This is a genomic window from Saccharothrix sp. BKS2, from assembly GCF_047689505.1.
Taxonomy (GTDB): Bacteria; Actinomycetota; Actinomycetes; order Mycobacteriales; family Pseudonocardiaceae; genus Actinosynnema; species Actinosynnema lopnurensis.
Genome location: NZ_JAUQOL010000010.1, coordinates 1 through 25,997 on the forward strand (window position 1 = coordinate 1; position 25,997 = coordinate 25,997).

At 74.1% G+C, this 25,997-nt stretch carries 24 protein-coding genes and 2 rRNA genes; 23 read left to right on the top strand and 3 right to left on the bottom strand.

The window, feature by feature from the left end:
* Both Q5530_RS21600 and rrf read left to right on the top strand, forming a co-directional pair.
* A 23S ribosomal RNA gene (locus tag Q5530_RS21600) occupies window positions 1–1,513 on the top strand; the annotation flags it as partial.
* A 109-nt stretch (window positions 1,514–1,622) separates the two neighbouring features.
* Window positions 1,623–1,739: ribosomal RNA gene (gene rrf, locus Q5530_RS21605) — 5S ribosomal RNA — on the top strand.
* 88 nt (window positions 1,740–1,827) lie between these two features.
* Here the strand turns inward: rrf and Q5530_RS21610 are convergent.
* A complete protein-coding gene (locus tag Q5530_RS21610) occupies window positions 1,828–3,216 on the bottom strand; it encodes a hypothetical protein (protein WP_415364586.1) in 1,389 nt (462 codons plus the stop codon).
* 123 nt (window positions 3,217–3,339) lie between these two features.
* Here Q5530_RS21610 and Q5530_RS21615 point away from each other — a divergent pair, with 123 nt between their 5' ends.
* The 12 genes from Q5530_RS21615 to Q5530_RS21670 all read left to right on the top strand — a co-directional run bounded on the left by Q5530_RS21615 (window position 3,340) and on the right by Q5530_RS21670 (window position 15,336).
* Window positions 3,340–4,341, top strand: a complete 1,002-nt coding sequence (locus tag Q5530_RS21615; RefSeq protein WP_415364587.1) for a hypothetical protein — start codon at window positions 3,340–3,342, stop codon at window positions 4,339–4,341.
* 199 nt (window positions 4,342–4,540) lie between these two features.
* A complete protein-coding gene (locus tag Q5530_RS21620) occupies window positions 4,541–5,326 on the top strand; it encodes an HAD-IIA family hydrolase (protein WP_415364588.1) in 786 nt (261 codons plus the stop codon).
* Between the two features lie 4 nt (window positions 5,327–5,330).
* Window positions 5,331–5,504: a hypothetical protein gene (locus Q5530_RS21625; protein ID WP_380641942.1), complete on the top strand. Its 174-nt coding sequence runs from the start codon at window positions 5,331–5,333 to the stop codon at window positions 5,502–5,504.
* Between the two features lie 4 nt (window positions 5,505–5,508).
* Window positions 5,509–6,315, top strand: coding sequence for a TlyA family RNA methyltransferase (locus Q5530_RS21630; protein ID WP_380641940.1), 807 nt, complete (start codon window positions 5,509–5,511; stop codon window positions 6,313–6,315).
* 10 nt (window positions 6,316–6,325) lie between these two features.
* Entirely contained in the window at window positions 6,326–7,219 is an 894-nt protein-coding gene (locus Q5530_RS21635) for an NAD kinase (RefSeq protein WP_380641938.1), read from the top strand.
* A gap of 66 nt (window positions 7,220–7,285) precedes the next feature.
* On the top strand, window positions 7,286–9,067 hold the full coding sequence (gene recN / locus Q5530_RS21640; RefSeq protein WP_415364591.1) for a DNA repair protein RecN: 1,782 nt from the start codon (window positions 7,286–7,288) through the stop codon (window positions 9,065–9,067).
* Window positions 9,064–9,816, top strand: coding sequence for a hypothetical protein (locus Q5530_RS21645; RefSeq protein ID WP_415364593.1), 753 nt, complete (start codon window positions 9,064–9,066; stop codon window positions 9,814–9,816). Before recN ends, Q5530_RS21645 begins: the two co-directional genes overlap by 4 nt.
* A 22-nt stretch (window positions 9,817–9,838) precedes the next feature.
* Window positions 9,839–10,471, top strand: a complete 633-nt coding sequence (locus Q5530_RS21650; RefSeq protein WP_415364594.1) for a hypothetical protein — start codon at window positions 9,839–9,841, stop codon at window positions 10,469–10,471.
* Window positions 10,472–10,546: 75 nt separating this feature from the next.
* Complete coding sequence (steA, locus tag Q5530_RS21655; protein WP_415364595.1) at window positions 10,547–11,731, top strand: putative cytokinetic ring protein SteA; 1,185 nt, start codon at window positions 10,547–10,549, stop codon at window positions 11,729–11,731.
* Complete coding sequence (locus tag Q5530_RS21660; RefSeq protein WP_415364597.1) at window positions 11,728–12,663, top strand: copper transporter; 936 nt, start codon at window positions 11,728–11,730, stop codon at window positions 12,661–12,663. Before steA ends, Q5530_RS21660 begins: the two co-directional genes overlap by 4 nt.
* Window positions 12,664–13,027: 364 nt before the next feature.
* Window positions 13,028–14,716: a CTP synthase gene (locus Q5530_RS21665; protein ID WP_415364599.1), complete on the top strand. Its 1,689-nt coding sequence runs from the start codon at window positions 13,028–13,030 to the stop codon at window positions 14,714–14,716.
* Window positions 14,713–15,336 carry an NUDIX domain-containing protein gene (locus Q5530_RS21670; RefSeq protein WP_415364600.1) on the top strand — a complete coding sequence of 208 codons (624 nt, stop codon included), beginning with the start codon at window positions 14,713–14,715 and terminating at the stop codon, window positions 15,334–15,336. The genes Q5530_RS21665 and Q5530_RS21670 overlap by 4 nt, the downstream gene beginning before the upstream one ends.
* A gap of 99 nt (window positions 15,337–15,435) precedes the next feature.
* On the opposite strand, the gene Q5530_RS21675 is transcribed toward Q5530_RS21670, so the two are convergent.
* Window positions 15,436–15,828: a hypothetical protein gene (locus tag Q5530_RS21675; protein WP_380641918.1), complete on the bottom strand. Its 393-nt coding sequence runs from the start codon at window positions 15,826–15,828 to the stop codon at window positions 15,436–15,438.
* A 53-nt stretch (window positions 15,829–15,881) separates the two neighbouring features.
* On the opposite strand from Q5530_RS21675, the gene Q5530_RS21680 reads away from it, so the two are divergent.
* Window positions 15,882–16,253: a DUF2752 domain-containing protein gene (locus Q5530_RS21680; RefSeq protein ID WP_380641916.1), complete on the top strand. Its 372-nt coding sequence runs from the start codon at window positions 15,882–15,884 to the stop codon at window positions 16,251–16,253.
* On the opposite strand, the gene Q5530_RS21685 is transcribed toward Q5530_RS21680, so the two are convergent.
* Window positions 16,242–16,853: a DUF1707 domain-containing protein gene (locus Q5530_RS21685; protein WP_415364601.1), complete on the bottom strand. Its 612-nt coding sequence runs from the start codon at window positions 16,851–16,853 to the stop codon at window positions 16,242–16,244. The two genes, Q5530_RS21680 and Q5530_RS21685, sit on opposite strands and share 12 nt — an antisense overlap.
* Before the next feature lie 98 nt (window positions 16,854–16,951).
* On the opposite strand from Q5530_RS21685, the gene xerD reads away from it, so the two are divergent.
* The 8 genes from xerD to Q5530_RS21725 all read left to right on the top strand — a co-directional run bounded on the left by xerD (window position 16,952) and on the right by Q5530_RS21725 (window position 25,922).
* A complete protein-coding gene (gene xerD / locus Q5530_RS21690; protein WP_415364602.1) occupies window positions 16,952–17,884 on the top strand; it encodes a site-specific tyrosine recombinase XerD in 933 nt (310 codons plus the stop codon).
* A gap of 61 nt (window positions 17,885–17,945) precedes the next feature.
* The gene (locus Q5530_RS21695; RefSeq protein WP_415364603.1) at window positions 17,946–18,266 is read left to right on the top strand and encodes an ArsR/SmtB family transcription factor; all 321 of its coding nucleotides are present in this window, start codon (window positions 17,946–17,948) and stop codon (window positions 18,264–18,266) included.
* 113 nt (window positions 18,267–18,379) lie between these two features.
* A complete protein-coding gene (locus Q5530_RS21700) occupies window positions 18,380–19,354 on the top strand; it encodes a ParA family protein (protein ID WP_380641907.1) in 975 nt (324 codons plus the stop codon).
* Window positions 19,351–19,707, top strand: a complete 357-nt coding sequence (locus Q5530_RS21705) for a hypothetical protein (protein ID WP_415364604.1) — start codon at window positions 19,351–19,353, stop codon at window positions 19,705–19,707. The genes Q5530_RS21700 and Q5530_RS21705 overlap by 4 nt, the downstream gene beginning before the upstream one ends.
* Window positions 19,704–20,675 carry a segregation/condensation protein A gene (locus Q5530_RS21710; protein WP_415364606.1) on the top strand — a complete coding sequence of 324 codons (972 nt, stop codon included), beginning with the start codon at window positions 19,704–19,706 and terminating at the stop codon, window positions 20,673–20,675. The genes Q5530_RS21705 and Q5530_RS21710 overlap by 4 nt, the downstream gene beginning before the upstream one ends.
* Window positions 20,672–21,367 carry an SMC-Scp complex subunit ScpB gene (gene scpB, locus Q5530_RS21715; protein ID WP_415364608.1) on the top strand — a complete coding sequence of 232 codons (696 nt, stop codon included), beginning with the start codon at window positions 20,672–20,674 and terminating at the stop codon, window positions 21,365–21,367. Before Q5530_RS21710 ends, scpB begins: the two co-directional genes overlap by 4 nt.
* Window positions 21,360–22,103 carry a pseudouridine synthase gene (locus Q5530_RS21720; protein ID WP_380641896.1) on the top strand — a complete coding sequence of 248 codons (744 nt, stop codon included), beginning with the start codon at window positions 21,360–21,362 and terminating at the stop codon, window positions 22,101–22,103. The genes scpB and Q5530_RS21720 overlap by 8 nt, the downstream gene beginning before the upstream one ends.
* A 72-nt stretch (window positions 22,104–22,175) precedes the next feature.
* A complete protein-coding gene (locus tag Q5530_RS21725) occupies window positions 22,176–25,922 on the top strand; it encodes a hypothetical protein (protein WP_415364610.1) in 3,747 nt (1,248 codons plus the stop codon).
* Window positions 25,923–25,997: the final 75 nt, after the last annotated feature.

Consider the following 25,997-nt stretch of genomic DNA (forward strand, 5'->3'; position numbering starts at 1 on the left):
GGAGCGCGGGAACCGAGCTTGTAGTAGTCAAACGATGGGGTGACGCAGGAGGGTAGCTCCGCCAGTGAGTGGTAGTACTGGTGTAAGCGTGTAGGCCGTCTGGTAGGCAAATCCGCCAGGCATACAGGCTGAGACGTGATGCATAGCCGATTGAGGCGAAGTAGAGTGATCCCATGCTGCCGAGAAAAGCCTCTAGTGAGTGTTCACGCGGCCCGTACCCCAAACCGACACAGGTGGTCAGGTAGAGAATACCGAGGCGATCGGGCGAACTGTGGTTAAGGAACTCGGCAAAATGCCCCCGTAACTTCGGGAGAAGGGGGGCCAAAGGGTTTGAAGCCCCTTGCGGGCTAGGACCAGTTGGCCGCAGAGACCAGCGAGAAGCGACTGTTTACTAAAAACACAGGTCCGTGCGAAGTCGCAAGACGATGTATACGGACTGACGCCTGCCCGGTGCTGGAACGTTAAGGGGACCGGTTAGTCTTTCGGGGCGAAGCTGAGAACTTAAGCGCCAGTAAACGGCGGTGGTAACTATAACCATCCTAAGGTAGCGAAATTCCTTGTCGGGTAAGTTCCGACCTGCACGAATGGCGTAACGACTTCTCGACTGTCTCAACCACAGGCCCGGCGAAATTGCACTACGAGTAAAGATGCTCGTTACGCGCGGCAGGACGGAAAGACCCCGGGACCTTTACTATAGCTTGGTATTGGTGTTCGGTTCGGCTTGTGTAGGATAGGTGGGAGACTGTGAAGCGTCGACGCCAGTCGGTGTGGAGTCATCGTTGAAATACCACTCTGGTCGTACTGGATGTCTAACCTCGGTCCGTGATCCGGATCAGGGACAGTGCCTGGTGGGTAGTTTAACTGGGGCGGTTGCCTCCCAAAGAGTAACGGAGGCGCTCAAAGGTTCCCTCAGCCTGGTTGGCAATCAGGTGTCGAGTGCAAGTGCACAAGGGGGCTTGACTGTGAGACCGACAGGTCGAGCAGGGACGAAAGTCGGAACTAGTGATCCGGCCATGGCTTGTGGAAGCGTGGTCGCTCAACGGATAAAAGGTACCCCGGGGATAACAGGCTGATCTTGCCCAAGAGTCCATATCGACGGCATGGTTTGGCACCTCGATGTCGGCTCGTCGCATCCTGGGGCTGGAGTAGGTCCCAAGGGTTGGGCTGTTCGCCCATTAAAGCGGTACGCGAGCTGGGTTTAGAACGTCGTGAGACAGTTCGGTCCCTATCCGCCGCGCGCGTAGGATACTTGCGGAAGGCTGTCCCTAGTACGAGAGGACCGGGACGGACGGACCTCTGGTGTGCCAGTTGTCCTGCCAAGGGCATTGCTGGTTGGCTACGTTCGGAAGGGATAACCGCTGAAAGCATCTAAGCGGGAAGCTCGTTCCTAGATGAGGTATCCCACCCCTTTGTGGGTTAAGGCCCCCAACAGACCATTGGGTTGATAGGCCGGAGATGGAAGGTCGGTAACGGCTGGAGTTGACCGGTACTAATAGGCCGAGGACTTGTCATGAAGACGCTACGCATCCACTGTGCGGTTCTGAAAGAACCGAACCGGACCACCACCGGAACCCTCATCGGGGGTTTGGGTTGGTGCCTACGGGTTGGTAATTTCATAGTGTTTCGGTGGTCATTGCGGTTGGGGAACACCCGGTCCCATTCCGAACCCGGTAGTTAAGCCTTCCAGCGCCGATGGTACTGCACTCGTGAGGGTGTGGGAGAGTAGGACGCCGCCGAACATTCTTCCCTGAAAGGGCTTGTGGTGGGGGCACATTAGGTTGTGCCGCAACACCACAAGCCCTTTCGGCGTGTCCACAGTAGGAGGAGCTAGTGTCCAGGTTCGGGGATCGACCCGGCGACCGTCAGCGTGGCCAGGGAGACCGCCCGCGCCGATCCGACGACGGTGGCCGAGCCCAGGGCGATCGCAAGCCGGCGGGTAGCCGCGACGCTCGTGGGGGCGAGCGGTCGAGCAGCTACCAGCGTCGGGATGATTCTCCGCGTCGGGACGAGCGTGGCGGCTATCCGCGCCGCGACGACAACCGGGGCGACAGCAGGAGCAGCGACAGCCGGGGCGAGCGTCCCCGTTTCGACAAGCCCCGCGACGACCGCGGTGGTTACCCGCGACGTGATGACCGGTCCACCGGCGACCGTGGCGGTTACCAGCGTCGGGACGACCGGCCCAGTGGTGACCGCGGCGGTTATCCGCGACGCGACGACCGCTCCGGTGATCGGGGCGGGTTCCGGCGCGACGAGAACCGGCCTCGGTTCGAGCGGCGCGACGACCGGACCGACAGTCGAACCGACAACCGGACCGACAACCGCAGCAGCGACCGGACCGGTGACCGCAAGGACGACCGCTCCGGTGACCGCGGTGGTTACCAGCGGCGTGACGACCGCGGGTTCAACCGGGGTACTGAGCGCAGTGGTGAGCGTCGTGAGTTCCGGCCGCGCGAGGACCGTGGTGGTTACCCGCGTCGCGACGGCCAGAGCAGCGATCGCGGCGGCTACCAGCGTCGTGACGACCGGCCCAGCGGCGACCGGCCCACCGGCGACCGCGGCAGCTACCAGCGCAAGGACGACCAGGGCGGCGACCGCGGTGGTTACCCGCGTCGGGACGACCGGCGCGATGACCGTTCCGGTGATCGCGGTGGCGACCGTGGCGGTTACCAGCGTCGCGATGACCGCGGTGGCGACCGCAGCTCCAGCGACCGGGGCGGGTTCCGGCGGGACGACCGCGGCGGTGAGCGTCGTGAGTTCCGGCCGCGCGAGGACCGTGGTGGTTACCCGCGTCGGGACAGCCAGAGCAGCGATCGCGGCGGCTACCAGCGCCGTGACGACCGCTCCACCGGCGATCGCGGCGGCTACCAGCGTCGCGATGACCGGCCCAGCGGTGACCGGCCCAGCGGTGACCGTGGCGGTTACCAGCGCCGGGATGACCGGCCCGCCGGCGACCGTGGGAGCTACCAGCGTCGGGACGATCGACCTACCGGTGATCGCGGCGGCTACCAGCGTCGGGACGATCGGCCCAGCGGTGACCGTGGTGGTTACCCGCGTCGGGACAGCCAGAGCGGCGACCGCGGCGGCTACCAGCGCCGTGACGACCGCTCCACCGGCGATCGCGGCGGCTACCAGCGTCGCGATGACCGGCCCAGCGGTGACCGGCCGCGTTCGGACCGGCCGCGCTATGACAAGCCGCAGTACGACAAGCCGCGTCAAGACCGCCGGGACGACCGGCGCGACGAGCGCAGCCGTGACCGGGCCGCCCGGTTCCAGGACCGGATCACGCAGCCCGAGGACCAGCGCGCCGCCGAGGACACCGCGGTCGAGGTCGACGAGTCGGTGAGCACCGGCGCGGCTGTGGTCGCGATCGGCGCGACCGGCGCCGACGAGCGGGTCGAGCCGACTGCCGTGGACGGCGCGGACGACGACGCGAGCGACCGCGCCGACGAGGCCGCCAAGAACGACCGGGACGACGCGGACGAGTCCGTTGGGGCGCGGGCCGAGCGTGAGCCGGTGGCCGAGGCCAAGACCGGGACCGAGGTCGACGCCGCCGAGTCCGGGGCCGACGCCGGGACCAAGACCGCGACCGAGGGCGCGACCGACGAGACCCCCGAGGTCGAGCGGGAGCTCCCGGAGGCCGGCGAGGATCGGGAGCGGGCGTTCACCCGGTCCCGCACGCCCGAGCTGCCTCAGGACGCGGACATCTCCGTGCTGGACCCCGAGGTGAAGCAGGAGCTGCGCGGGCTGCCCAAGGGCCTGGCCGAGATCGTCGGTCGCCACTTGGCCGCCGCCGGCATGTTGGTCGACAGCGAGCCCGAGCTGGCGCTGGAGCACGCCCGGTACGCGCGGTCGAAGGCCGCTCGGGTCGCGGTGGTGCGCGAGGCCGCCGGGTTGACCGCCTACCACGCCGGTGAGTGGTCCGAGGCGCTGTCGGAGCTGCGGGCCGCCCGTCGCATGTCGCACGGTGCCGGGCACGTCGCGGTGATGGCCGACTGCGAGCGGGCGCTGGGGCGTCCCGAGCGGGCGATCGAGCTGGCGCGCGAGGCGCAGGGCTCGCCGCTGTCGGCCGAGGAGGCGGTGGAGCTGCGGATCGTGGCGGCCGGCGCCCGGCGGGACATGGGGCAGCTGGAGGCGGCCGTGGTGGCGCTCCAGGGCGACGACCTGGACGCGAAGCGCCGGGACCCGTGGAGCGCCCGCCTGTTCTACGCCTACGCCGACAACCTGGAGGCGGCCGGGCGGACCGAGGAGGCCGTGCGGTGGTTCCTCAACGCCGCGCAGGCCGACGACGACAACGAGACGGACGCCGCCGAGCGCGCGTTCGACCTCAGCCCGCAGGACTGAGCCCGCAGGACCGAGCCGGCGGCAACAAGCCGGGTAGGACTGAGCCGGCAGGACTGAGCCGGCAGGACCGAACCTCCCGACCGAACCCACCGGGACCGGCCCGAGCGACTGAAGTCACCCCCTGGAGGCCCGACACCACCCGGTGTCGGGCCTCCAGACTTGGGGGCACCACCCGCGACCACCGGAACGGAGGCGGCCCGTGCTGCTGGACCGCTACGACGCCCTGCTGCTGGACCTCGACGGCACCGTCTACCGGGGCCGGGAGGTCGTGCCCGGCGCGGTGGAGGCGGTGGCCGCCGCCCGGGAGCGGGGTGTCGGCATCCGGTTCGTCACCAACAACGCCTCCCGGTCGCCCTCGGACGTGGCCGGGCACCTGGTGGAGCTGGGCTTCGGCGCGGCGCTGGAGGAGGTCAGCACGAGCGCCCAGGCGGGCGCGGCGATGCTGATCGACCTGGTGCCGCCGGGCACGCGCGTGCTGGTGCTGGGCACCGCCGCGCTGGCCGAGGAGATCCGCTCGCGCGGGTTCGAGCCGGTGGAGCGCGCGGACGGCGCCGGGGCCGTGGTCCAGGGGCTGTCGCAGGAGCTGGGGTGGCGGGAGCTGGCCGAGGCGTGCGTGGCGATCCGGGCGGGCGCGCGGTGGATCGCCTGCAACGTCGACGCGACCCTGCCCACCGAGCGGGGCCTGCTGCCCGGCAACGGCGCCCTGGTGGCCGCCCTGCGCACCGCCACGGGGGTCGAGCCGCTGGTGGCGGGCAAGCCCGCGACGCCGCTGCTGGAGCAGGCGGCGAAGTCGCTGGGCGCGCTGCGCCCGCTGGTCGTGGGCGACCGCCTGGACACCGACATCGCGGGCGCGGTCAACGCGGGCATGGACTCGCTGCTGGTGCTGACCGGCGTGTCCACCGAGGAGGAGGCGCTCGGCCTGCCCGACGGGCAGCGGCCCACGCACATCGCGGCGGACCTGTCGATCCTGCATCGGCTACCGTGAAACCGTGAGCTTCGAGGTTCCCCCGCCCGGCCCGCCGCGTGACCCGGTGGCCGGGATCGAGGACGCGCTGGCCGGCCTGGAGGGTCTGGACCAGGTGGACGTGGTCGAGCACGTGGCCAGGTTCGACGACGTGCACGCGGCGTTGACCACCGCGCTGTCCAGCGTCGACAGGGTCTGATCCGGTGCCGCGCAGGGCTCGGCTCGACGCCGAACTGGTCCGCCGCGGGCTGGCCAGGTCCCGGGAGCACGCGAGCCAACTCGTCGCCGAGGGCCGGGTGACCGTCCGGGGCACCGTGGCCACCAAGTCCGCGACCGCGGTCGAGCTGGACACCGCGCTGGTGGTCCGCGTCGACGACGACCCGAACTACGCCTCGCGGGGCGCGCACAAGCTGGTCGGCGCGCTGGAGGCGTTCTCCGGGGTGGTCGTGGCGGGCAGGCGCTGCCTGGACGCGGGCGCGTCCACCGGCGGGTTCACCGACGTGCTGCTGCGCGCGGGGGCCCGGCAGGTGGTGGCCGCGGACGTGGGGCGGGGGCTGCTGGACTGGCGGTTGCGCACGGACGACCGGGTCGTGGTGAAGGACCGGACCAACGTGCGGTCGCTGGCGCCGGAGGCCATCGGCGGTCCGGTGGAGCTGGTGGTGGCGGACCTCTCGTTCATCTCCCTGCGGCTCGTGCTGCCCGCGCTGGCGGCGTGCCTGGAGGAGGGTGGTGACCTGCTGCCGATGGTGAAGCCGCAGTTCGAGGTGGGCAAGGAGCGCCTGGGCTCGGGCGGTGTGGTGCGGGACCCGGAGCTGCGTGCCGAGGCGGTGCTGGACGTGGTCGCGTCCGCCGCCGGGCTCGGCCTGCGGCTGCACGGGGTGACCGCGAGCCCGCTGCCGGGGCCGTCGGGCAACGTCGAGTTCTTCGCCTGGCTTCGCCGGGGCGAGCCGCTGCCGGACGAGGCCGCCGCCGCGCTCGTGCGCACGGCCGTGGCCGAAGGACCTCGGTGAGGGGAACGTGGTGACGAGGGAGATCCTGCTGGTCGTCCACACCGGGCGGCGCAGCAACGTGCTGGTCGCCCAGGAGGTCGCGGCGCGGTTCGCGGCGGGTGGGGTGGACCTGAGGGTGCTGGAGGACGAGGCGCCCGAGCTCGACGCGTCCTGCTTCACCCGGGTGCTGCCCGCCGACGACCACGCGGCCGAGGGCGCCGAGCTGGTGTTCGTGCTCGGCGGTGACGGCACGCTGCTGCGCGCGGCCGAGCTGGCGCGCGCGGCGGGGGTGCCGGTGCTGGGGGTGAACCTGGGCCGGGTCGGGTTCCTGGCGGAGGCCGACTCGGACGCGCTCTACGACGCGATCCGGCACGTCCTGGACCGCGACTACGAGGTCGACGAGCGGATGACGCTCGACGTGACCGCGTTCGCCGGCGGCGAGGTGCTGGGCAGCACGTGGGCGCTCAACGAGGCCAGCGTGGAGAAGAGCACCCGGGAGCGCATCCTGGACGTGGTGGTCGAGGTGGACGGGCGGCCGGTGTCGGCGTTCGGCTGCGACGGCGTGCTGGTGGCCACCCCGACCGGGTCCACGGCCTACGCGTTCTCGGCGGGCGGGCCGGTGGTGTGGCCGGACGTGCAGGCGCTGCTGGTGGTGCCGAGCAACGCGCACGCCCTGTTCGCGCGGCCCCTGGTGGTCTCGCCCGCGTCGGTGGTGGCGCTGGAGGTCGACCCGGAGAGCTACCCGGCGGTGCTGTCCGCGGACGGCCGCCGCACCGTCGACCTGCCGCCCGGCGCGCGGGTCGAGGTGGTGGGCGGCCGCACCCCGCTGCGGTTGATCAGGCTGCGGCAGGGGCCGTTCACCGATCGGCTGGTGGAGAAGTTCGAGCTGCCCGTGCAGGGGTGGCGGGGTCCCTCGGCCAGGTAGATCAACTGGGGAAACCCGGCCCCCGAGCACACGGTTCGTCGGCGTCGCCCAGTAGTGTTCCCTGTTGTGCTGGCCGAGATGCGCATCCAGGGCCTCGGTGTGATCGACGAGGCCACCCTTGAGCTCGACCCCGGGTTCACCGTGGTGACGGGCGAGACCGGCGCGGGCAAGACGATGGTCGTCACCGGCCTCCACCTGCTGGGTGGCGGTCGGGCCGAGGCGTCACGCGTGCGCAACGGCGCGGAGAAGGCGGTGGTCGAGGGCCGGTTCCAGGCCCCCGCCGGCAGCCCGGCGGCGAAGGTCGCCGAGGAGGTCGGCGGCCAGCCCGACGAGGACGGCAGCGTGATCGCCGTCCGCACGGTCGGCGCCGACGGCCGGTCCCGCGCCCACCTGGGCGGCCGGTCCGTGCCGGTCGGCGTGCTGGGCGAGCTGGCCGAGCAGCTGCTGGCCGTGCACGGTCAGAACGACCAGTTGCGGCTGCTGCGGCCCGCCGAGCAGCGGTCGGTGCTCGACCGGTTCGCCGGTGACGAGGTCGCCGGGCCGCTGCGCGCCTACCGGAAGATCCGCGACGAGTGGCTGCGCGTGGCCGGTGAGCTGGCCGAGCGCACCCGCCGGGCCCGCGAGCTGGCCCGCGAGTCCGAGATGCTGCGGCACGGCCTGGCCGAGATCACCGCGGTCGACCCGAAGCCCGGCGAGGACGAGGAGCTGATCGCGGAGGCGCGCCGGCTCGCCGACGCCGACCAGCTGCGCGAGTCCGCGTCGGGCGCCCAGTACGCGGTGGCGGGCTCCCCGGACGGCGACCCGGACAACCCGGGCGCGCTGGGCCTGATCGGCGAGGCGCGGCGGCGGCTGGCGGCCTCGGAGGACCCGAAGCTGCGCGAGCTGGAGCCCCGGCTGGTCGAGGCGGAGACGCTGCTGGCCGACGTGGGCGCGGAGATCGTGTCCTACCTGGAGCACCTGGAGGCCGACCCGACGCGGCTGGAGCAGGTGCTGGCCCGCCAGTCCGAGCTGAAGTCGCTGACCCGCAAGTACGCCGCGGACGTGGACGGCGTGATCGCGTGGGCGCAGGACGCGTCGGCGCGGCTGGCCGGCCTGGACACCTCAGACGAGGCGCTGGCGGCGCTGGCCGCGCGGCGCGACGAGCTGGCCGTCGAGCTGGCGGGCTACGCGCTGCGGGTGACCGGGGCGCGCGTGGACGCCGCCGACGAGCTGGGCAAGGCGGTGTCCGAGGAGCTGACCGGCCTGGCCATGCCGCACGCCTCGGTCGAGGTCGTGGTGCGGCCGCGGGTGGCCGAGGCGGGTGACGCGCAGGCGCTGGAGGTCGACGGCCGGCTGCTGCACGCCGGCGCGTCCGGCGTGGACGACGTGGAGCTGCGGCTCATCGCGCACCCCGGCGCGCCCGCGCTGCCCGTGCACAAGGGCGCGTCCGGCGGCGAGCTGTCCCGGGTGATGCTGGCGCTCGAGGTCGTGCTGTCGCACTCCGACCCGGTGCCCACGCTGGTGTTCGACGAGGTCGACGCGGGTGTGGGTGGCCGGGCGGCGGTCGAGGTCGGCCGGCGGCTGGCCAGGTTGGCGCGCAGCCACCAGGTCGTCGTGGTCACGCACCTGCCGCAGGTGGCGGCCTTCGCCGACCGGCACCTGGTGGTCGACAAGACCGCGGACGGCGTGCTGACCCGCAGCGGTGTGCGGCGGCTGGACGAGGCGCAGCGCGTGGTCGAGCTGGCCCGGATGCTGGCCGGCATGGACTCCACCGACACCGGCCGCGCGCACGCCGAGGAGCTGCTGGCGGCGGCGAAGGCGGACAAGGAGAGCGTGCCCGTGGTGCGGCGCAGGGCGAAGCGCAGGTGAACCGACGCCTGCTCGGGGCGGCCCTGCTGGTGGCGGCCGCCGCGGGGGCCGTCGTCGGCACCTTCCTGCCGCTGTCGGTGCTGGAGACGGGGTTCGGCCCGGGGGACGAGGGGCTGCGGATCACGACCACGTCGTGGTCGGTGCGGGTGGAGCCGGACACGATCGAGGCGCTGAGGTTCGACGGCACGCCCCAGTACGGGGTGCCGATCGCGGCGGCGGGGCTGCTGCTGGCGGTCGCCGCGGCCATGGTGTTCCTGCCCGAGCACCAGCGCGGGATCACCCGCTACACCGCGCTCGGCGCGACCGGCGTGCTGTTCGGCGCGGTGTGGGCGGTGTGGTCGGCGGTGTCCGCGGCGGTGCGCTCGCCGCGCGGGCCCGAGCGCGACTACCTGAGGGAGACCGCGGGCGGCGGGATCTGGGTGCTCAGCGCGGCGGTGCTGGCCGCGGTGGCGGGGTTGGTGCTGGTCCACGCCCGGCGGGCGGAGCCGCGAGCCGAGGGCGCGGTGGTGTACGCGGTGGGTGGCGAGGACGAGGACACCCCGCCGTTCGGCATCCCGGTGATCGAGGTGGCGCGGCTGCCGGAGAGCGACTACCCGGGGCCGGGCGCCTCGGGGTCGACGGTGCCTGCCGGTTCCGCCGGTCCTGCTGGTCCTGCTGGTCCTGCTGGTCCTGCCGACCTCATCGATCCCACCGGTCCTGGTTCCGGCGGTTCCGGTCAGGAGACCCCGCGCCCGGAGCGCGCGCCGTGACCCGGCCGGTCGGGGCACCCGCGTGACGCGGCGCGCGGTCGCCGTCGGCCTGCTCGTCGTGGGCGCGCTGCTGGTGCTGCTCGGTTCGCTGTTCCCGCTGTTCGCCGTGGAGCAGGTGGAGCTGTTCGGGCCGGGCGGCCGGGAGCCGGACAGCCGGACCGTCACGGTCGGCATCACCGGGTGGGAGGTGGTCCGCGAGCCCGAGCCCGACGCCGCGGCGGACCTGGACGGCGAGGACCCGGTCTACGGCTACGCCCTGGTCGTGGCGGCGCTGCTGGCCGGCGCCGGCGCGGTGCTGCGGGTCCGCACGCCCCGTCAGGCCGCGGTCGGCGGGCTCGCCGCGGGGGCCGGCGCGGGCCTGGTCGCGGGCGTGCTGTGGGCGGTGGTGGAGACGTGGTCGGTGCTGTTCGGCGGCCCCCTGCCGGACGAGGGCGTCCGCACGTTCGTCGGCGCGGGCGGCTACCTGCTGGGCGTGGCCGTGGCGCTGATCGTCGCCGGGACCGTGCTGGGCGCCGAGTGGCCGCCCCGCGCGCCACGGCCCGCCGGGGACGCGGTGCACCGGGTGGACGACGACGCCACGCCGCCGTTCGGGATCGCCGTCCCGGTGATCGAGCTGGGGCCCGTCGAGGACGACCGGGATCACCCGACCGGGTAGTCCGTCCACTGTGGAGCGGTACCGGGCCCGGCGTGTTGGCCCGGGAGCGCGTGCGGTGTGGGCGACCATCGGGTCATGAAGCTCTCCGGGTTGCTCCACCGCACGAACCACGAACCGCCGGGCGTGACCGGTGTCGCGAGGGTCGACCGGCGCGCGGGTGACCTGCTGCGGAGGCTCGAACCCGGTGACATCGCGGTGCTCGACCTCGTCGACGTCGACCGCCGCACCGCCGAGGCCCTGGTGGCGGCCGGGGTGGTCGGCGTGGTCAACGCCTCGCCGTCGATCTCCGGGCGGTTCCCCAACCTCGGGCCGGAGGTGCTGGTCGAGGCGGGCGTCCGGCTGGTCGACGGGACCGGCACCGGCGTGCTGCGCGACGTGAAGGACGGCTCCCGGCTGCGCCTGCACGAGGGCGGGGTGTTCGTCGGGGACCGCGAGGTCGCGCGGGGCGTCGAGCAGACCGCCGAGTCCGTGGCCGACGCGGTGGTGGAGGCCAGGGCGGGCATGGCCTCGCAGCTGGAGGCGTTCTCCGCCGACACCATCGAGTTCCTGCGCCGGGAGCGCGACCTGCTCCTGGACGGGGTGGGCGTGCCCGAGCTGGACGTGCCGGTGCGCGGCCGGCAGGCGCTGGTGGTGGCCGGCGGGCCGCGGCACGCCGAGGAGCTGCGGAAGCTGCGCCGGTACATCCGCGAGCACCGGCCCGTGCTGATCGGCGTCGACGCGGGCGCGGACACCCTGCACCGGGCGGGGCTCAAGCCGGACGTCATCGTCGGCGACCCGAACGGCATCGGTACCGAGGCGCTGCGCGCCGGGGCCGAGGTCGTGGTGCCCGCGCAGACCGACGGCCACGCGCCCGGCCTGGAGCGCATCCAGGACCTGGGCATCGGCGCGGTGACGTTCCCCGCGGACGGCAACGCCGAGGACCTGGCGCTGCTGCTGGCCGAGGCGCACGGCGCGAGCCTGGTGGTGACCGTGGGGGTGCAGGCCGGGCTGCGGGAGTTCCTGGACCGGGGGCGCTCGGGGTCGAACCCGTCGACGTTCCTGACCCGGCTCAAGCTGGGCGACAAGCTCGTGGACGGGCGGGCCGTGGCGGTGCTGCACCGCGGCCGGATCTCGACCGGCGTGGTCGTGCTGCTGGTGTCGGCGGCGGTCGCGGCGATGGTGGCCGCGCTGACCGTGTCCGGCGTCGGGTCGGCCTACCTGGACGTGGCGGCCGACGCGGTCGGCTCCGCCGTCGACCGGGTGAGGGGGTGGTTCGGGTGATCTCCCTGCGCTACCACGTCGTCTCGGTGACCGCGGTGTTCCTGGCGCTGGCCGTGGGCGTGGTGCTCGGGTCGACCGCGATCAGCGGCCGGCTGCTGTCGGGGCTGACCGACGACAACAGCGAGCTGGGTCGGGAGGTCGCCGCGCTGCGGGCGGACCGGGTCGCGCTGGACGCGCGGCTGGCCGAGGCGGACCGGTTCGCCGGCGCGGTCGGGCCGTCGGCGGTGCGCGAGCAGCTCGCCGACCGGACCGTCGTGCTGGTGACCACGGCCGACGCCGCGCCGGGTGACCGGGACGCGCTGGTGGAGCTGCTGCGCGCGGCCGGGGCGGACGTGACCGGGGAGGTGCAGCTCACCGAGTCCTTCGCCGACCCCGACAAGGCCGACCAGCTGCTGAACATGGTGGCGCGGCTCCAGCCCGCCGGGACGCAGCTGCCCACCGGGGCCGACCCGGGCACGCGGGCCGGCGCGCTGCTGGGGTCGGTGCTGCTCATCGGCGGCGACGGCCGGCCCCGGGCGACCGAGGCGGAGTCGGCGGCGGCGCTGGGCGGGTTGGCCGGCGCGGGGTTCGTCCGGCAGAAGGCGCCGGTGCGGCCGGCGCAGCTGGCCGTGGTGCTGACCGGGGGAGCGGCCTCGGGGAACTCGGCGGGCGACCGGGCGGCGGTGGTGGCCCGGTTCGCCTCGCAGCTGGACCGGTCGGGGGCGGGCGCGGTGCTGGCGGGCGACCGGGGTTCGGCGGACGGCACGGGAGCCGTCGGCGTGGTCCGGGCGGACACGGCGGCGACGTCGGTGCTGTCGACGGTCGACCACCTCGACACGGCGGCCGGGCGGGTGGTGACGGTGCTGGCGCTGCGGGAGCAGCTGGAGGGCGGGGCCGGGCGCTACGGGGTCGCGGGCAACGCGGAGGGCGCGGCCCCGGGCATCCCCGACTGACCACAGCGCGAGTCGAACACCCGGGACGACCGTGTCGAACACTCGGGACCACCGAGTTCTACGTTCGGGAGCTCGGGCGCGGGGACGTGCCGGGACCGGGCGCGGGACACGGGGAACCCGAACGTGGGACACGGGCGCCCGAACGTGAGGCATACGTGGTCTGAACGTAGAACTCGGGGGTCCTGAACGTACGACACGGTGGGCCTGGACGTTCGACTCGCGCGGGGGTGGGTGGGGGTAGGCCATCCGAGTGATGCCCAACCGGACCCACCAGCGCGCTGGGTGATGGGTGGCGTGTTAGCGTTAGGGCCCGTGGACAGGGCCGTTGGCCCTGCGGAAATCCAGACCACGGGGAGCCTCCTTGGTGCAGCAGGCACGTACGACAAAGCACGTTTTCGTCACCGGAGGTGTCGCCTCCTCCCTGGGCAAGGGCCTCACCGCGTCCAGCCTGGGACAGCTGCTCACCGCCCGTGGCCTGCGGGTCACCATGCAGAAGCTCGACCCGTACCTCAACGTCGACCCCGGCACGATGAACCCCTTCCAGCACGGCGAGGTGTTCGTCACCGACGACGGCGCGGAGACCGACCTCGACATCGGCCACTACGAGCGCTTCCTCGCCCGGGACCTGTCCGGCGAGGCCAACGTGACCACCGGCCAGGTCTACTCCGAGGTCATCGCCAAGGAGCGGCGCGGCGAGTACCTGGGCGACACCGTCCAGGTCATCCCGCACATCACCGACGAGATCAAGCGCCGCATCCGGGCCATGGCCGAGCCGGGCGCCGACGGCGTCGCGCCCGACGTGGTCATCACCGAGGTCGGCGGCACGGTCGGCGACATCGAGTCGCTGCCGTTCCTGGAGGCGTGCCGGCAGGTGCGCCACGACGTGGGCCGCGACAACGTCTTCTTCCTGCACGTCTCGCTGGTGCCGTACCTGGCGCCCTCGGGCGAGCTGAAGACCAAGCCCACCCAGCACTCGGTCGCCGCGCTGCGCAACATCGGCATCCAGCCCGACGCCATCGTGTGCCGGGCCGACCGGGAGATCCCCGACTCGCTCAAGCGCAAGATCGGCCTGATGTGCGACGTCGACACCGACGCCGTGGTGGCCGCCGTGGACGCGCGGTCGATCTACGACATCCCCAAGGTGCTGCACGCCGAGGGCCTCGACGCCTACGTGGTGCGCCGGCTGGACCTGCCGTTCCGCGACGTCGACTGGACCGTGTGGGGCGACCTGCTCGACCGGGTGCACAACCCGACCGAGAAGGTCCGCGTCGGCCTGGTCGGCAAGTACGTCGACCTGCCCGACGCCTACCTGTCGGTGACCGAGGCGCTGCGCGCGGGCGGCTTCGCCCACCGCACCAAGGTCGAGATCGTGTGGGTGCCGTCCGACGAGTGCCAGACCCCGTCCGGCGCGGCGCACGCCCTGTCCGGCCTCGACGCGGTCCTCGTCCCCGGCGGCTTCGGCGTGCGCGGCATCGAGGGCAAGATCGGCGCCATCACCCACGCCCGCACCCGCGGCCTCCCGCTGCTGGGCCTGTGCCTGGGCCTCCAGTGCCTGGTCATCGAGGCGGCCCGCAACCTGGCGGGCATCGCCGACGCGAACTCCGCCGAGTTCGAGGACACCGGTTCGCCGGTGATCAGCACCATGGCCGACCAGCAGGACGTGGTCGCCGGCCAGCGCGACATGGGCGGCACCATGCGGCTCGGCGCGTACCCGGCGAAGCTCGTCCCCGGCTCCCAGGTCGCGCTGGCGTACGGCGCGACCGAGGTGTCCGAGCGGCACCGGCACCGCTACGAGGTCAACAACGCCTACCGCGACCGGCTGGCCGACGCGGGCCTGGTGTTCTCCGGCACCTCGCCGGACGACCGGCTGGTGGAGTTCGTCGAGCTGCCCGCCGACGCGCACCCGTTCTTCGTGGCCACCCAGGCGCACCCGGAGCTGAAGTCGCGGCCGACCCGCCCGCACCCGCTGTTCGCGGCGTTCGTCAAGGCGGCCCTGGACTACCGGCTGGCCGACCGCCTGCCGCTGCCCGAGACCGCGGGGGCCGCGAAGTGACCGGCAGGCACGAGTTCAGCACCGTCTCCTCGCGGGACGTGCACGTGGGCAGGGTCGTCGCGCTGCGCGTGGACGAGGTCGCCATGCCCGGCGGCGGCACCGCCAAGCGCGAGGTGGTCGAGCACCTGGGCGCGGTGGCCGTGGTCGCGCTGGACGACGCCGGCGCGGTCACGCTCATCCACCAGTACCGCCACCCGCTCGGGCGGCGGCTGTGGGAGCTGCCCGCCGGCCTGCTGGACGCGGCGGGCGAGTCGCCGCTGCTGGCGGCCCAGCGCGAGCTGGCCGAGGAGGTCGGGCTGGCCGCCTCGTCGTGGGAGACGCTGGTGGACGTCGCCGCCTCGCCCGGTTTCACCGACGAGGTGGTGCGGGTCTTCCTGGCCCGCGGGCTGACCGAGGTCGACCGCGACGAGCAGGGCGAGGAGGAGGCCGACCTGGAGGCCAGGACCTTCCCGCTGGACGAGGCGGTGGCCCTGGCCCTGGCCGGTGACATCGTCAACGGGGCGGCCGTGTCCGGGCTGCTGGCGGCCCAGGCGGTGGTCGCCGGCCGCGCGGTGAGCCGCCCGGCGGACGCGCCGTTCGGCGACCGGCCGACCCGGTTCGCCCGGCGGTCGCAGGACTGACCGGGCTGTGCCGAGGGGCCGCTCGTGGGCGGGAACGGGCTCACGGGCGGCGCCGGTCGGGCCGGTGCGCCCGTCCGGGCGGGAACGCGGCCCGGGTTTTCAGCGGCGGCGGCCCAGGACCAGCCGGTGGGCGCGGCGCGTGGCGGTCAGGATCTCCCGCCACCGCGCGCCCGCCGCCAGGTCCTCCGGCCGGCTGAACGGCGTGGGCCCCGAGGGCGTCCGCCGTCCCGCCCGCTTCTCCACCCGGCGGACCTCGGCGAACGCCGCCACCTCCGCCTTCCACCGCGCCCGCCGCGCCTCCAGCAGCTCCAGCGCCCGGACCAGCGCCTCGCCGTCGCACTGGAACGGCCCCACCTCCAGTTCGAGGTAGGCGAGCGTCCCGGTGTACCCGTACGGCCGGAACAGCTGCACGCACGACCCCAGCGCGGACACCCGCCTGCCCATCGGCAGCGAGGCGTCACGCACCCGGCGGGCGTGCACGGCGAAGCTCACGCACCCCAGTCTCCCCGACCGCGGGCCCCGTCCGCTGGCGGATAATGGCGGGTGTGCGTGGACGAGGTCCGCTGGCGGTGGCCGCGGCGGCGGTGGTCGGGTGCGGGGTGCTGCTGGTCGTCGACCCCAACCAGCCGGGGTCCCCGCTGCCGCCGTGCCCGCTCTACGCGCTGACCGGCATCCAGTGCCCGGCGTGCGGGTCCACCCGGATGGTCCACGCGCTGCTGCACGGCGACCTCGTCGCGGCCTGGCACTTCAACGCCGTGGTGCTGGTGGCCGGGCTGCCGCTGCTGGTGTGGCTGTGGGCGCGGTGGGCGCGGGCGTCGCGGCGGGGCGAGCCCGCCCCGCCGGTGCCGCGGGCCGTGGGGGTGCCGGTGGTGGCCCTGGCGGTGACGTGGATGCTGGTGCGCAACCTAGTCGCGTAGCTTGCGGCCCTGGCTGTCGGTGCCGCCGTTGACCAGCAGCACGATCCCGTCGACCAGCGACCAGATGCCGCACCCGCCGCAGGTCAGCAGCTGCGCGATGCCGATCCCGGTGTCGCCGATGTAGAACCGGCCGATGCCGAACGGCAGCACCAGCTGGAGCACGCCCGCGGCGATCCGCGACTTGTCCGACAGCGGCTGCCCGGTCAGCGGGTCCACGCCGTAGGGGGCGGCCGGGGCGAACCCCGGCGGGTAGGCGTGCGCGGGGTCGGCGTAGCCCTTCGCGCCGGCGGTGGGCGGCCCGTAGCCGGGGACGTGGCCGGCGGTCGGGTACCCGCTCGTCTGGGGACCGCCGCCCGGGTAGCCCGGCGCGGCGTAGCCGGTGGTCCGCGGGTACTCGGCGGTCGGCGGCTGGAACCTGGGGTGCGGCAGGTCGTTGAACAGCGCCGCCAGCTCCTGGGCGGTCTGCGCGCCGGACGCGAAGCCGACGCGCTGCTCGTACTCGCCGATCTCCAGGCGACCGGCCGCGAAGTGCTCGTTCAGCGCGCTGATCGCCTCTTGGCGCTGCTGGTCGCCGATGCGCACCTGGTGTGGTTCCGACACCTCACAACGCTAACAGGAGGGGGCGCGGCGGCAGGCCGGGACCAGCGCGGCGCCGGCCGCCCTCGACGCCGGCGGGCGGGGGCGGCACACTGCCATGCGTGACGGCGGCGACCCCGGCAGGCGCACCGGCGGGGACCCCTGCGGGTGCGGCGATCACGGCCTACCTCGACCACCTGGCCGTGGAGCGCGGCACCGCCCACAACACGCTGGACTCCTACGCCCGCGACCTGCGCCGCTACGCCGCCCACCTCGCCGGGCGCGGCGTCACCGACCTGGGCGGGGTCACCGAGCCCGTGGTGACCGACTTCCTGGCCGGCCTGCGCGAGTCGGGCCTGGCCGCCTCCTCCGCCGCCCGCACCCTGGTCGCCGTGCGCGGGCTGCACCGGTTCGCGCACCGCGAGGGCCTCACCGCCCACGACCCGGCCCGCGAGGTGCGCCCGCCGCAGCCGCCCAAGCGGCTGCCCAGGGCGATCCCGGTGGACGACGTGCTGCGGCTGCTCGACACCGCCCGCGGCGACACCCCCGCCGAGCTGCGCGACCGCGCCCTGCTCGAACTGCTCTACTCCAGCGGCGCGCGCATCTCCGAGGTCGTCGGCCTGGACGTGGACGACCTCGACGCCGCCGAGCGCACCGTCCTGCTCGACGGCAAGGGCGGCAAGCAGCGGGTGGTCCCGGTCGGCAGGCCGGCGCTCGCCGCGCTCGACGCCTACCTGGTGCGCGCCCGCCCCGCGCTGGCCAAGCGCGCCAACCCGGCCGTGTTCCTCAACGCCCGAGGCGGCCGGCTGACCAGGCAGACCGCCTGGCACGTGCTCAAGACCGCCGCCGAGCGGGCTGGCATCACGGCGGAGGTCTCGCCCCACACGCTGCGCCACTCGTTCGCCACCCACCTGCTGGAGGGCGGGGCGGACGTGCGCGTGGTGCAGGAGCTGCTGGGGCACGCCTCCGTCACGACGACCCAGGTCTACACCCTCGTAACCGTGAACACCCTGCGCGAGGTCTACGCCACCGCCCACCCCCGCGCTTCGGGGTGACGCGGGGGCCGGGGGCCGGACCGGAAACCACCCGACCAGACGAGCTGGAGGTGCCGACCAGGTGCCGAACTTGGACGAGCCGGAACCCACCGCCATCGACCTGGGGTCGGTGCTGCACGCGTTGAGCGACCCCACGCGGCTGGCGGTCGTGCGGCAGGTCGAGGCCGACGGCGAGCGCCTGTGCGGCGCGCTGCTGGTGGACGTGGCCAAGTCCACCCTGTCCCAGCACCTGCGGGTGCTGCGCGAGGCCGGCATCACCCGGACCAGGGCCTGCGGCAACCAGCGGTGGGTCTCGCTGCGCCGCGACGACCTCGACCGGCTGTTCCCGGGGCTGCTCGACGTGGTGCTCCGGGCCGCCGACCGGGCGGGCGCGGCGCGGTGACGCGCGCCACCGCGGCGTGACAACTCTTCGCACCCGCTCCGGCGGGGCGCGTTGCCGCCCGGCCCCCCGGTGCCTAGGCTTCGCCCAGGCAGAGGACTAAGGATCGGAAGGCGATGTCGACACCGGGGCACGCGAGCGGGTCGTGGGGAGCTCAACCCCCGCCGCCGCAGCAGACCGGTGTACCCCGGGCCCAGGTCGAACTCAGCCTGGCGCCCCACGCCGCGCCGGTCGACGAGGACGCCGTCGAGCAGTCCGCGGGCGACATGGGCCCCACCGGGCGCCCGCTGCGCTTCGTGCCCGACCCGCCGCTGCTCGCCCACCACGGCCCGGCCCGCATCCTCGCGGTGTGCAACCAGAAGGGCGGGGTCGGCAAGACCACGTCCACCATCAACCTCGGCGCGGCCCTGAGCGAGTACGGCCGGCGGGTGCTGCTGGTCGACTTCGACCCGCAGGGCGCCCTGTCGGTGGGCCTGGGCGTGCACCCGCATCAGCTCGACCAGACCATCTACAACGTGATCATGGAGCGCGACGTCGGCATCAACGACGTCATCATGAACACGCCGGTCGAGGGCATGGACCTGCTGCCCAGCAACATCGACCTGTCCGCGGCGGAGATCCAGCTGGTCTCCGAGGTGGGGCGGGAGCACACGCTGGTCCGCACGCTGCGCCCGGTGATCGACCGCTACGACTACGTGCTGGTCGACTGCCAGCCGTCGCTCGGCCTGCTCACGGTCAACGCCCTGGCGGCGGCCGACGGCGTCCTCATCCCGCTGGAGTGCGAGTTCTTCAGCCTGCGCGGGGTCGCCCTGTTGATAGACACGATCGAGAAGGTCAGGGAGCGGTTGAACCCGAAGCTGGAGATCACCGGCATCCTCGCCACCATGTACGACCCGCGCACGCTGCACTCCCGCGAGGTGATGGCGCGCGTGGTCGAGGCGTTCGGCGAGGTCGTGTTCGACACGGTGATCAACCGCACCGTCCGGTTCCCGGAGACGACCGTCGCCGGTGAGCCGATCACCCGCTGGGCGCCGCGCTCGGCGGGCGCGAAGGCGTACCGCGCGCTGGCGCGCGAGGTGATCGGCCGGTGACCCGACGCCCCTCTCTGCCGGGCGCGTCCGAACTGTTCCGCCTCACGAGCTCCGCCCTCGAACCCGCGACCCGGCCCGCCGTCGACCAGCCGGTCGACCCGCCCGCCGCAGACCAGCCCGCGCCCGGACCGCGGCGGGGCAGCGGGCGGCAGAAGCACTCGACCAAGATCACCGTGTACGTGTCCGACGAGGAGCTGCTGGCGCTGGAGCACGCCCGGCTGGCGCTGCGCGGCGAGCACGGACTGGTGGTGGACCGGGGTCGCGTGGTGCGCGAGGCGATCGCGATCGTGCTGGACGACCTGGAGGGCCACGGCGAGGACTCCCTGCTGGTGCGCAGGTTGCGCGACCGGTGAGGGGAGAGGCGCCACCACCCGGGACCGCGGCGGGCGCGGCCGGGGTCACCGTCGAGCACCCGCCCGCGCCCGACCAGGCCGCGCCCGGCCAAGCGACCCGAGGCCAGGCCGCGCCCGGCCAGGCGACCCCCGGTCAAGCCACCCCCGGCCAGGTGACCCCCGACCCGGCGACCCCGCCCGGCGACGGCCGGTTCCAGGTCCGGCTCACCAACTTCGAGGGCCCCTTCGACCTGCTGCTCCAGCTGATCTCGCAGCACACCCTGGACGTGACCGAGGTGGCCCTGCACCAGGTCACCGACGACTTCATCGCCTACATCCGGGCCATGGGCGACCAGTGGGACCTGGACGAGACCACCGAGTTCCTGGTCATCGCGGCCACCCTGCTGGACCTCAAGGCGGCCCGGCTGCTGCCCGCGGGAGACGTGGAGGACGAGGAGGACCTGGCCCTGCTGGAGGCCCGCGACCTGCTGTTCGCGCGGCTGCTCCAGTACCGGGCGTACAAGCAGGTCGCGGCCCTGTTCGCGGAGCTGGAGCAGGGCGCGTACCGGCGCTACCCGCGCTCGGTGGCGCTGGAGCAGCGGTACGAGGGGCTGCTGCCCGAGGTGATGCTCGGCGTGGACGCCCGGCGGTTCGCCGAGATCGCCGCGGTCGCGTTCCGGCCCAAACCGCCGCCGACGGTGTCCACCGAGCACATCCACCAGCACCGGGTGTCCGTGCGCGAGCACGCCGACCTGCTGCGGGAACGGCTGGCCGAGCTGGGCACGACGACGTTCGCCGAGCTGATCGCCGGGTGCACGGAGACCATGGAGGTGGTCGCCCGGTTCCTCGCGCTGCTGGAGCTGTACCGGGAGAGGGCGCTGGCGTTCGAGCAGCCGGACCCGCTCGGCGAGCTGCGCATCACCTGGGTGGGGACCGACGGGCAGACCCACGCCCCGGAGCGGGCCGAGGACGACGAGGAGTACGGGTGACCCCCAACGAGCCGAGCCGACCCGGGGCCGCCGATCCCGCGCTCCCGCCGGGCACCGCCGCCGAGCCGGGCCGGGGTACCGCCCTCGCGCTCGACCCGCCGGAACCCCCGGGAGCCGACGGGGCCGAGGTCGAGGACGGCCTGCCCGACCTGTCCGAGGACGCCGAACTGGACGGCGCCCTCGAATCCGTCCTGCTCGTCGTCGACAGCCCCATCGCGGAGGAGCAGCTCGCCGGCGTCCTCGGGCAGCCCGTGAAGCGCGTCACCCGGGCCCTCCACCGGCTGGCCGCCCACTACACCGAGCGGGGCAGCGGGATCGACCTGCGTAGAATCGGCGACGGCTGGCGGTTCTACACGCGGGACCGCTTCGCGCCACTCGTGGAGAAGCTGCTGCTCGACGGGCAGCGCGCCAAGCTCACCCGGGCCGCGTTGGAGACCCTCGCGGTCATCGCCTACCGGCAGCCCGTCACCCGGGCCAGGGTCGCGGCGGTGCGCGGGGTGAACGTCGACGGCGTCATCCGCACGCTCGTCGCGCGCGGCCTGATCGCCGAGACGGGCACCGACTCCGACACGGGTGGCATCCTCTACCGCACGACCGAACTGTTCCTGGAGCGGTTGGGCCTGTCGTCGCTCGGCGACCTGCCCCCGATCGCTCCCCTCCTGCCCGAAGTGGATGCGATCGACGATGTCTGACCAGGACAAGCCCGAAGGGGTCCGGCTCCAGAAGGTGCTCGCCAAAGCGGGGGTCGCCTCCCGCCGCGTGGCCGAGGAGCTGATCGAGCTGGGCCGCGTCCAGGTGGACGGCGAGGTCGTCCGCGAGCAGGGCCGCCGGATCGACCCGGACACCGCGGTCGTCCACGTGGACGGCGTCCGCGTGCAGCTCAAGGACGACGTGATCACGCTCGTGCTGAACAAGCCGCGCGGCGTGCTCTCGACCATGCACGACGAGCAGCACCGCCCGTGCGTCGGCGACTACCTCGCCAACCGCAAGGACCGCCTGTTCCACGTCGGCAGGCTCGACGCCGACACCGAGGGCCTGCTGCTGCTGACCAACGACGGCGACCTCGCGCACCGCCTGATGCACCCCTCCTACGAGGTGCCCAAGACCTACCTGGCCGAGGTGCCCGGCCCCATCCCCCGGGACCTGGGCCGCACCCTGCGCGCGGGCATCGAGCTGGAGGACGGCCCGGTCAAGGTCGACTCGTTCCGGCTGATCTCGGCGCTGCCGGGCCGGGCGCTGGTCGAGGTCGTCCTGCACGAGGGCCGCAAGCACATCGTCCGCCGCCTGCTGGAGCAGGTCGGCCACCCGGTGCAGACCCTGGTCCGGACCGCCGTGGGCGAGGTGCGCCTGGGCAACCAGCGGCCCGGTTCCATGCGCGTGCTCAACCGCCAGGAGGTCGGTTCCCTCTACAAGGCCGTCGGCCTGTAGTTGTTCAGCGTCAGCGCGTAGACGCTGAACGGGACCCGCTGAACAATCGCCCTCGTCGAAGGGGAGGGCGACATGGCCAGACGGGAGAGCCCGTTACGGGTCGAGCACCACGGGCTGGGCGAGTTCGCGGCGGGGCTGCGCAAGCTCCGCGAGGAGGCCGGTGGCCCCACCTACCGGCAGTTGAGCAGGCAGGCGCACTACTCGCCGGCCGCGCTGTCCGAGGCGGCGAACGGCCGCAGGCTGCCCAGCCTCGCGGTCACCCTGGCGTACGTGCGGGCGTGCGGCGGCGAGGTCTCCTCGTGGGAGGCCCGCTGGCGCGGGCTGGCCGACCAGCTCGCCGTGCCGCGCGCCGACCCGGACGACGACCGCGCCCCCTACGCCGGGCTGGCCGCGTTCCAGGTCGAGGACGCCGACCGGTTCTTCGGCCGCGACCGGCTGGTGGGCGAGCTGGTCGAGCTGGTCGGGCGGCGCCGGTGCACGGGGGTGTTCGGCGCGTCCGGCTCGGGCAAGTCCTCGGTGCTGCGGGCCGGCCTGGTGGCGGGCGCGACGGGACCGGCGGTCGTGCTCACGCCCGGTCCGCGGCCGGTGGAGGAGCTGGCCGTGCGGATCGCCGCGGTCACCGGCAAGCCCGCGGCCGCGCTGGTCGCCGAGTTCACCGCCTACCCGGAGAACCTGCACCTGCGCGTCCGGCAGGCCCTGGTGGGCCGCCACGGCGACCTGCTGCTGGTGGTGGACCAGTTCGAGGAGGTCTTCACGCTGTGCGCGGACCCGGTCGAACGGGCCGCGTTCGTCGCCGCGCTGACCACCGCCGCGGCCGCGCCGACCAGCCGGACCCGGGTGGTGCTGGGCGTGCGGGCCGACTTCCTGGGCCACTGCGGCCGGTACCCGGAGCTGGTCGAGGCGCTGCGCGGCGGGCACGTGCTGGTCGGCCCGATGACCGCGGACGAGCTGCGCGAAGCGGTCGTCGCGCCCGCCCAGGCGGTCGGCTGCAAGGTGGAGACCGCCCTGGTGACCCGCCTGGTGTCGGACGCGGCGGGCCAGCCCGCGGTGCTGCCGCTGGTGTCGCACGCGCTGCTGGAGACCTGGCGGCGGCGACGCGGGGTCGTGCTCACCCTGGCGGCCTACGAGGAGGCCGGGGGCATCGAGCACTCGATCGCGCGCAGCGCCGAGGACGTCCACAACCGGATGACCCCGGCCCGGCAGCTGATCGCCAAGCAGGTGTTCCTGCGGCTGATCGCGGTCGGCGAGGGCACCGGGGACACCAAGCGCCGGGTGGACCGGGACGAGGTCGACCACCCCGAGGTGCTGGCGACCCTGGCGGCGGCGCGCCTGGTGGTGCTCGACCGCGACTCCGCGGAGCTGGCCCACGAGGCGCTGATCCACAACTGGCCGCGGTTGCGCGGCTGGATCGCGGAGGACCGCGCGGGCCTGCGGGCGCAGCGGATGCTGACCGACGCCGCGCGCACGTGGGAGGCGCTGGACCGGGACCCGTCCGCGCTGTACCGGGGCACCCGGCTGGCGCTGGCCCGCGAGTGGGTCGACGGGGAGGTCTGGCCGCGGCTGACGCCCGGTGAGCAGCGGTTCCTGGAGGCCGGTATCGCCGCGGACGACGCGGTGCACGCCGCCGAGCACCGGCGCACCCGCCGGCTGCGGCAGCTGGTGTCGGTGATGGCCGTGCTGCTGGTGCTGGCGTTCAGCGCGATCGTGTTCGCCGTGCGCGCCGAGCGGTCGGCCAGCGAGCAGGCCGCGATCGCGCTGGCGCACAAGGTCATCACGCAGGCGGCCGGGCTGCGCACCGCGGACCCGTCGCTGTCGGTGCAGCTCAGCCTGGCCGCGCACCGGTTGGCGGAGCTGCCCGAGACGCGGGACGCGGTGTTCGGCGCGTTCGCCGAGCCCTACGCCACGCGGATTCCGGCGGCGCGGTCGGTGGCCGTCGCGCCGAGCGGGTCGCTGCTGGCGGTCGTGGACGACACCAGCACCCGGAACGCGCGCCTGGTCGACGTGTCCGACCCGCGCCGGCCGGCGCACCTGAGCGAGCTGCCCGCCGTGGCGGGCGTGCGCGTGGTGGCGTTCTCCCCGGGCGGTGACCGGGTGGCCGTCGCCGGGGCGGGCCGGATCGCGCTGGTGGACGTGCGCGACCCGAGGCGGCCGCAGGTGGAGCTGGTGCTGACCGACCCGGTGCCCACCCGGAGCGCGGTGTCGCTGGCGTTCTCGGCCGACGGCCGCCGGCTCGCCGCCGGGTACGAGGACCGGTACGCGGTGGTGCGGGACGTCGGCGACCCGTCCGACCCGCGGCTGCTGCCCGTGGCGGGCGGTGGCGCGTCGCGCGCGGTGGAGTTCCTGTCCGCGACGGCGCTCGCGGTGCTCTCCGGTGACCGGGTGGAGGTCGTGGACGTGACCACCGGGGCGACCACCACCACCGCCGTCACCGGGGTCGGGGCGCTGACCGAGCTGGCCGTGGCGGACTCGGGGCGGCTGCTGGCGACCGCGGGCGAGGACCGCGCGGTGCGGCTGTGGGGGGTGGGTGAGGCGTCGGGGCCGGCGCGGCAGCTCGGCGTGCTGCGCCACGGCGGCGACGTGCGCGCCGTGGCGTTCGACGCGACCGGCCGGGTGCTGGCGACGGCGGGGGAGGACCGGGTGACCCGGCTGTGGGACGTGACCGACCGGGGCGCGCCGACCGAGGTGGCCGCGCCGGTCGGGCACCTCGGGCCCGTGACCGCCGTCGGGTTCGCCGGGAGCCGGGTGGTGGTCACGGCGGGTGACGACCTGACCGTGCGGCTGACCGACGTGACCGACCTGCCGTTCCGGCAGGACGCGCAGATCCGGTCGGTGGTGGTCGCCGCGGGGCGGGACCTCGTGGCGACCGTGGACGAGGAGGGCGTGCTGCGGCTCGTCCACCCCCTCCACCCGTCGGGGCTGCGCACGGCCCGGCCGCTGACCGGGCACCGGGGCAAGGTGCGCACCGCGGCGCTCAGCCCGGACGGCGGGCACCTGGTGACCGTCGCGGAGGACGACGCGGTGCGGGTGTGGCGCGTCACCGACCCGGCGTCGCCGGTCCTGGTCGGGGAGGCCGGCACGGCGCGGGTGGTGGCGTTCAGCCCGCACGGCTCCTCCTTCGCCACCGGCGGCGCGGACGGGGCGACTCGGCTGTGGGACGCGCGGACCCTGCTCCAGACCGCGGTGGTGGCCGACCGGGAACACCGGGACAGCCCGGTCAACGCCCTGGCGTTCGACGAGACCGGCGCGCGGCTGGTGGTGGCCAAGCTCAGCGGGTGGGTGGAGGAGTGGCGGCCGGTCGGTCCCGGCGAACTGGTGCGCCGCCACCGGCCGAACCCCGCCGCGGTGCAGGTGGAGTCCCTGGCGGTGGCGGTGGGCGGCGAGCTGGTGACCGCGGAGCCGAGCGGGCAGGCGGTGCTGGTGCGGCGGCCGGAGCTGCGGTGGGACGCGAGCCTCGCCGCGCCGGTGGAGGTGGTGCCGAGGGAACCGCTCGGGTCGGCGGTGCGGTCGGTCTCGGTGCGCGGGGAGCGGGCGGCGGTGGCCGGCGCGGACGGGACCCTGCGGCTGTTCGACATCGGCGGGGCGGGGCCGCCGCGGGTGGTGGCGTCGTTCGCGGCGCACGCGTCCGGGGTGGACTCGGTGGTGTTCGCGCCGGACGGGCGGGGGTTGGTCAGCGCGGGTGACGCGGTGGTCCGGTTCTGGGCGACCGACCTCGTGCGGGTGGAGGAGCGCATCTGCGCCGCGGCGCACCCGAGGATCACCGCGGAGCAGTGGGCGGTGTACCTCGGGGAGCTGCCGTACGACCCGCCGTGCGGCAGGTGAACCCGTCGCGCGGGGCCTGAGCGCTGGACCCGGGGGTCCTGAGCGCTGAACTCGGGGGGTCTGGACGTACGACTC

Coding starts and splice junctions, on each gene's coding strand:
- steA (WP_415364595.1), top strand. CDS start 10,547: ATGAAGCTCTCCGGGTTGCTCCACCGCACGAACCACGAACCGCCGGGC.
- Q5530_RS21700 (WP_380641907.1), top strand. CDS start 18,380: ATGTCGACACCGGGGCACGCGAGCGGGTCGTGGGGAGCTCAACCCCCG.
- Q5530_RS21720 (WP_380641896.1), top strand. CDS start 21,360: ATGTCTGACCAGGACAAGCCCGAAGGGGTCCGGCTCCAGAAGGTGCTC.
- Q5530_RS21725 (WP_415364610.1), top strand. CDS start 22,176: ATGGCCAGACGGGAGAGCCCGTTACGGGTCGAGCACCACGGGCTGGGC.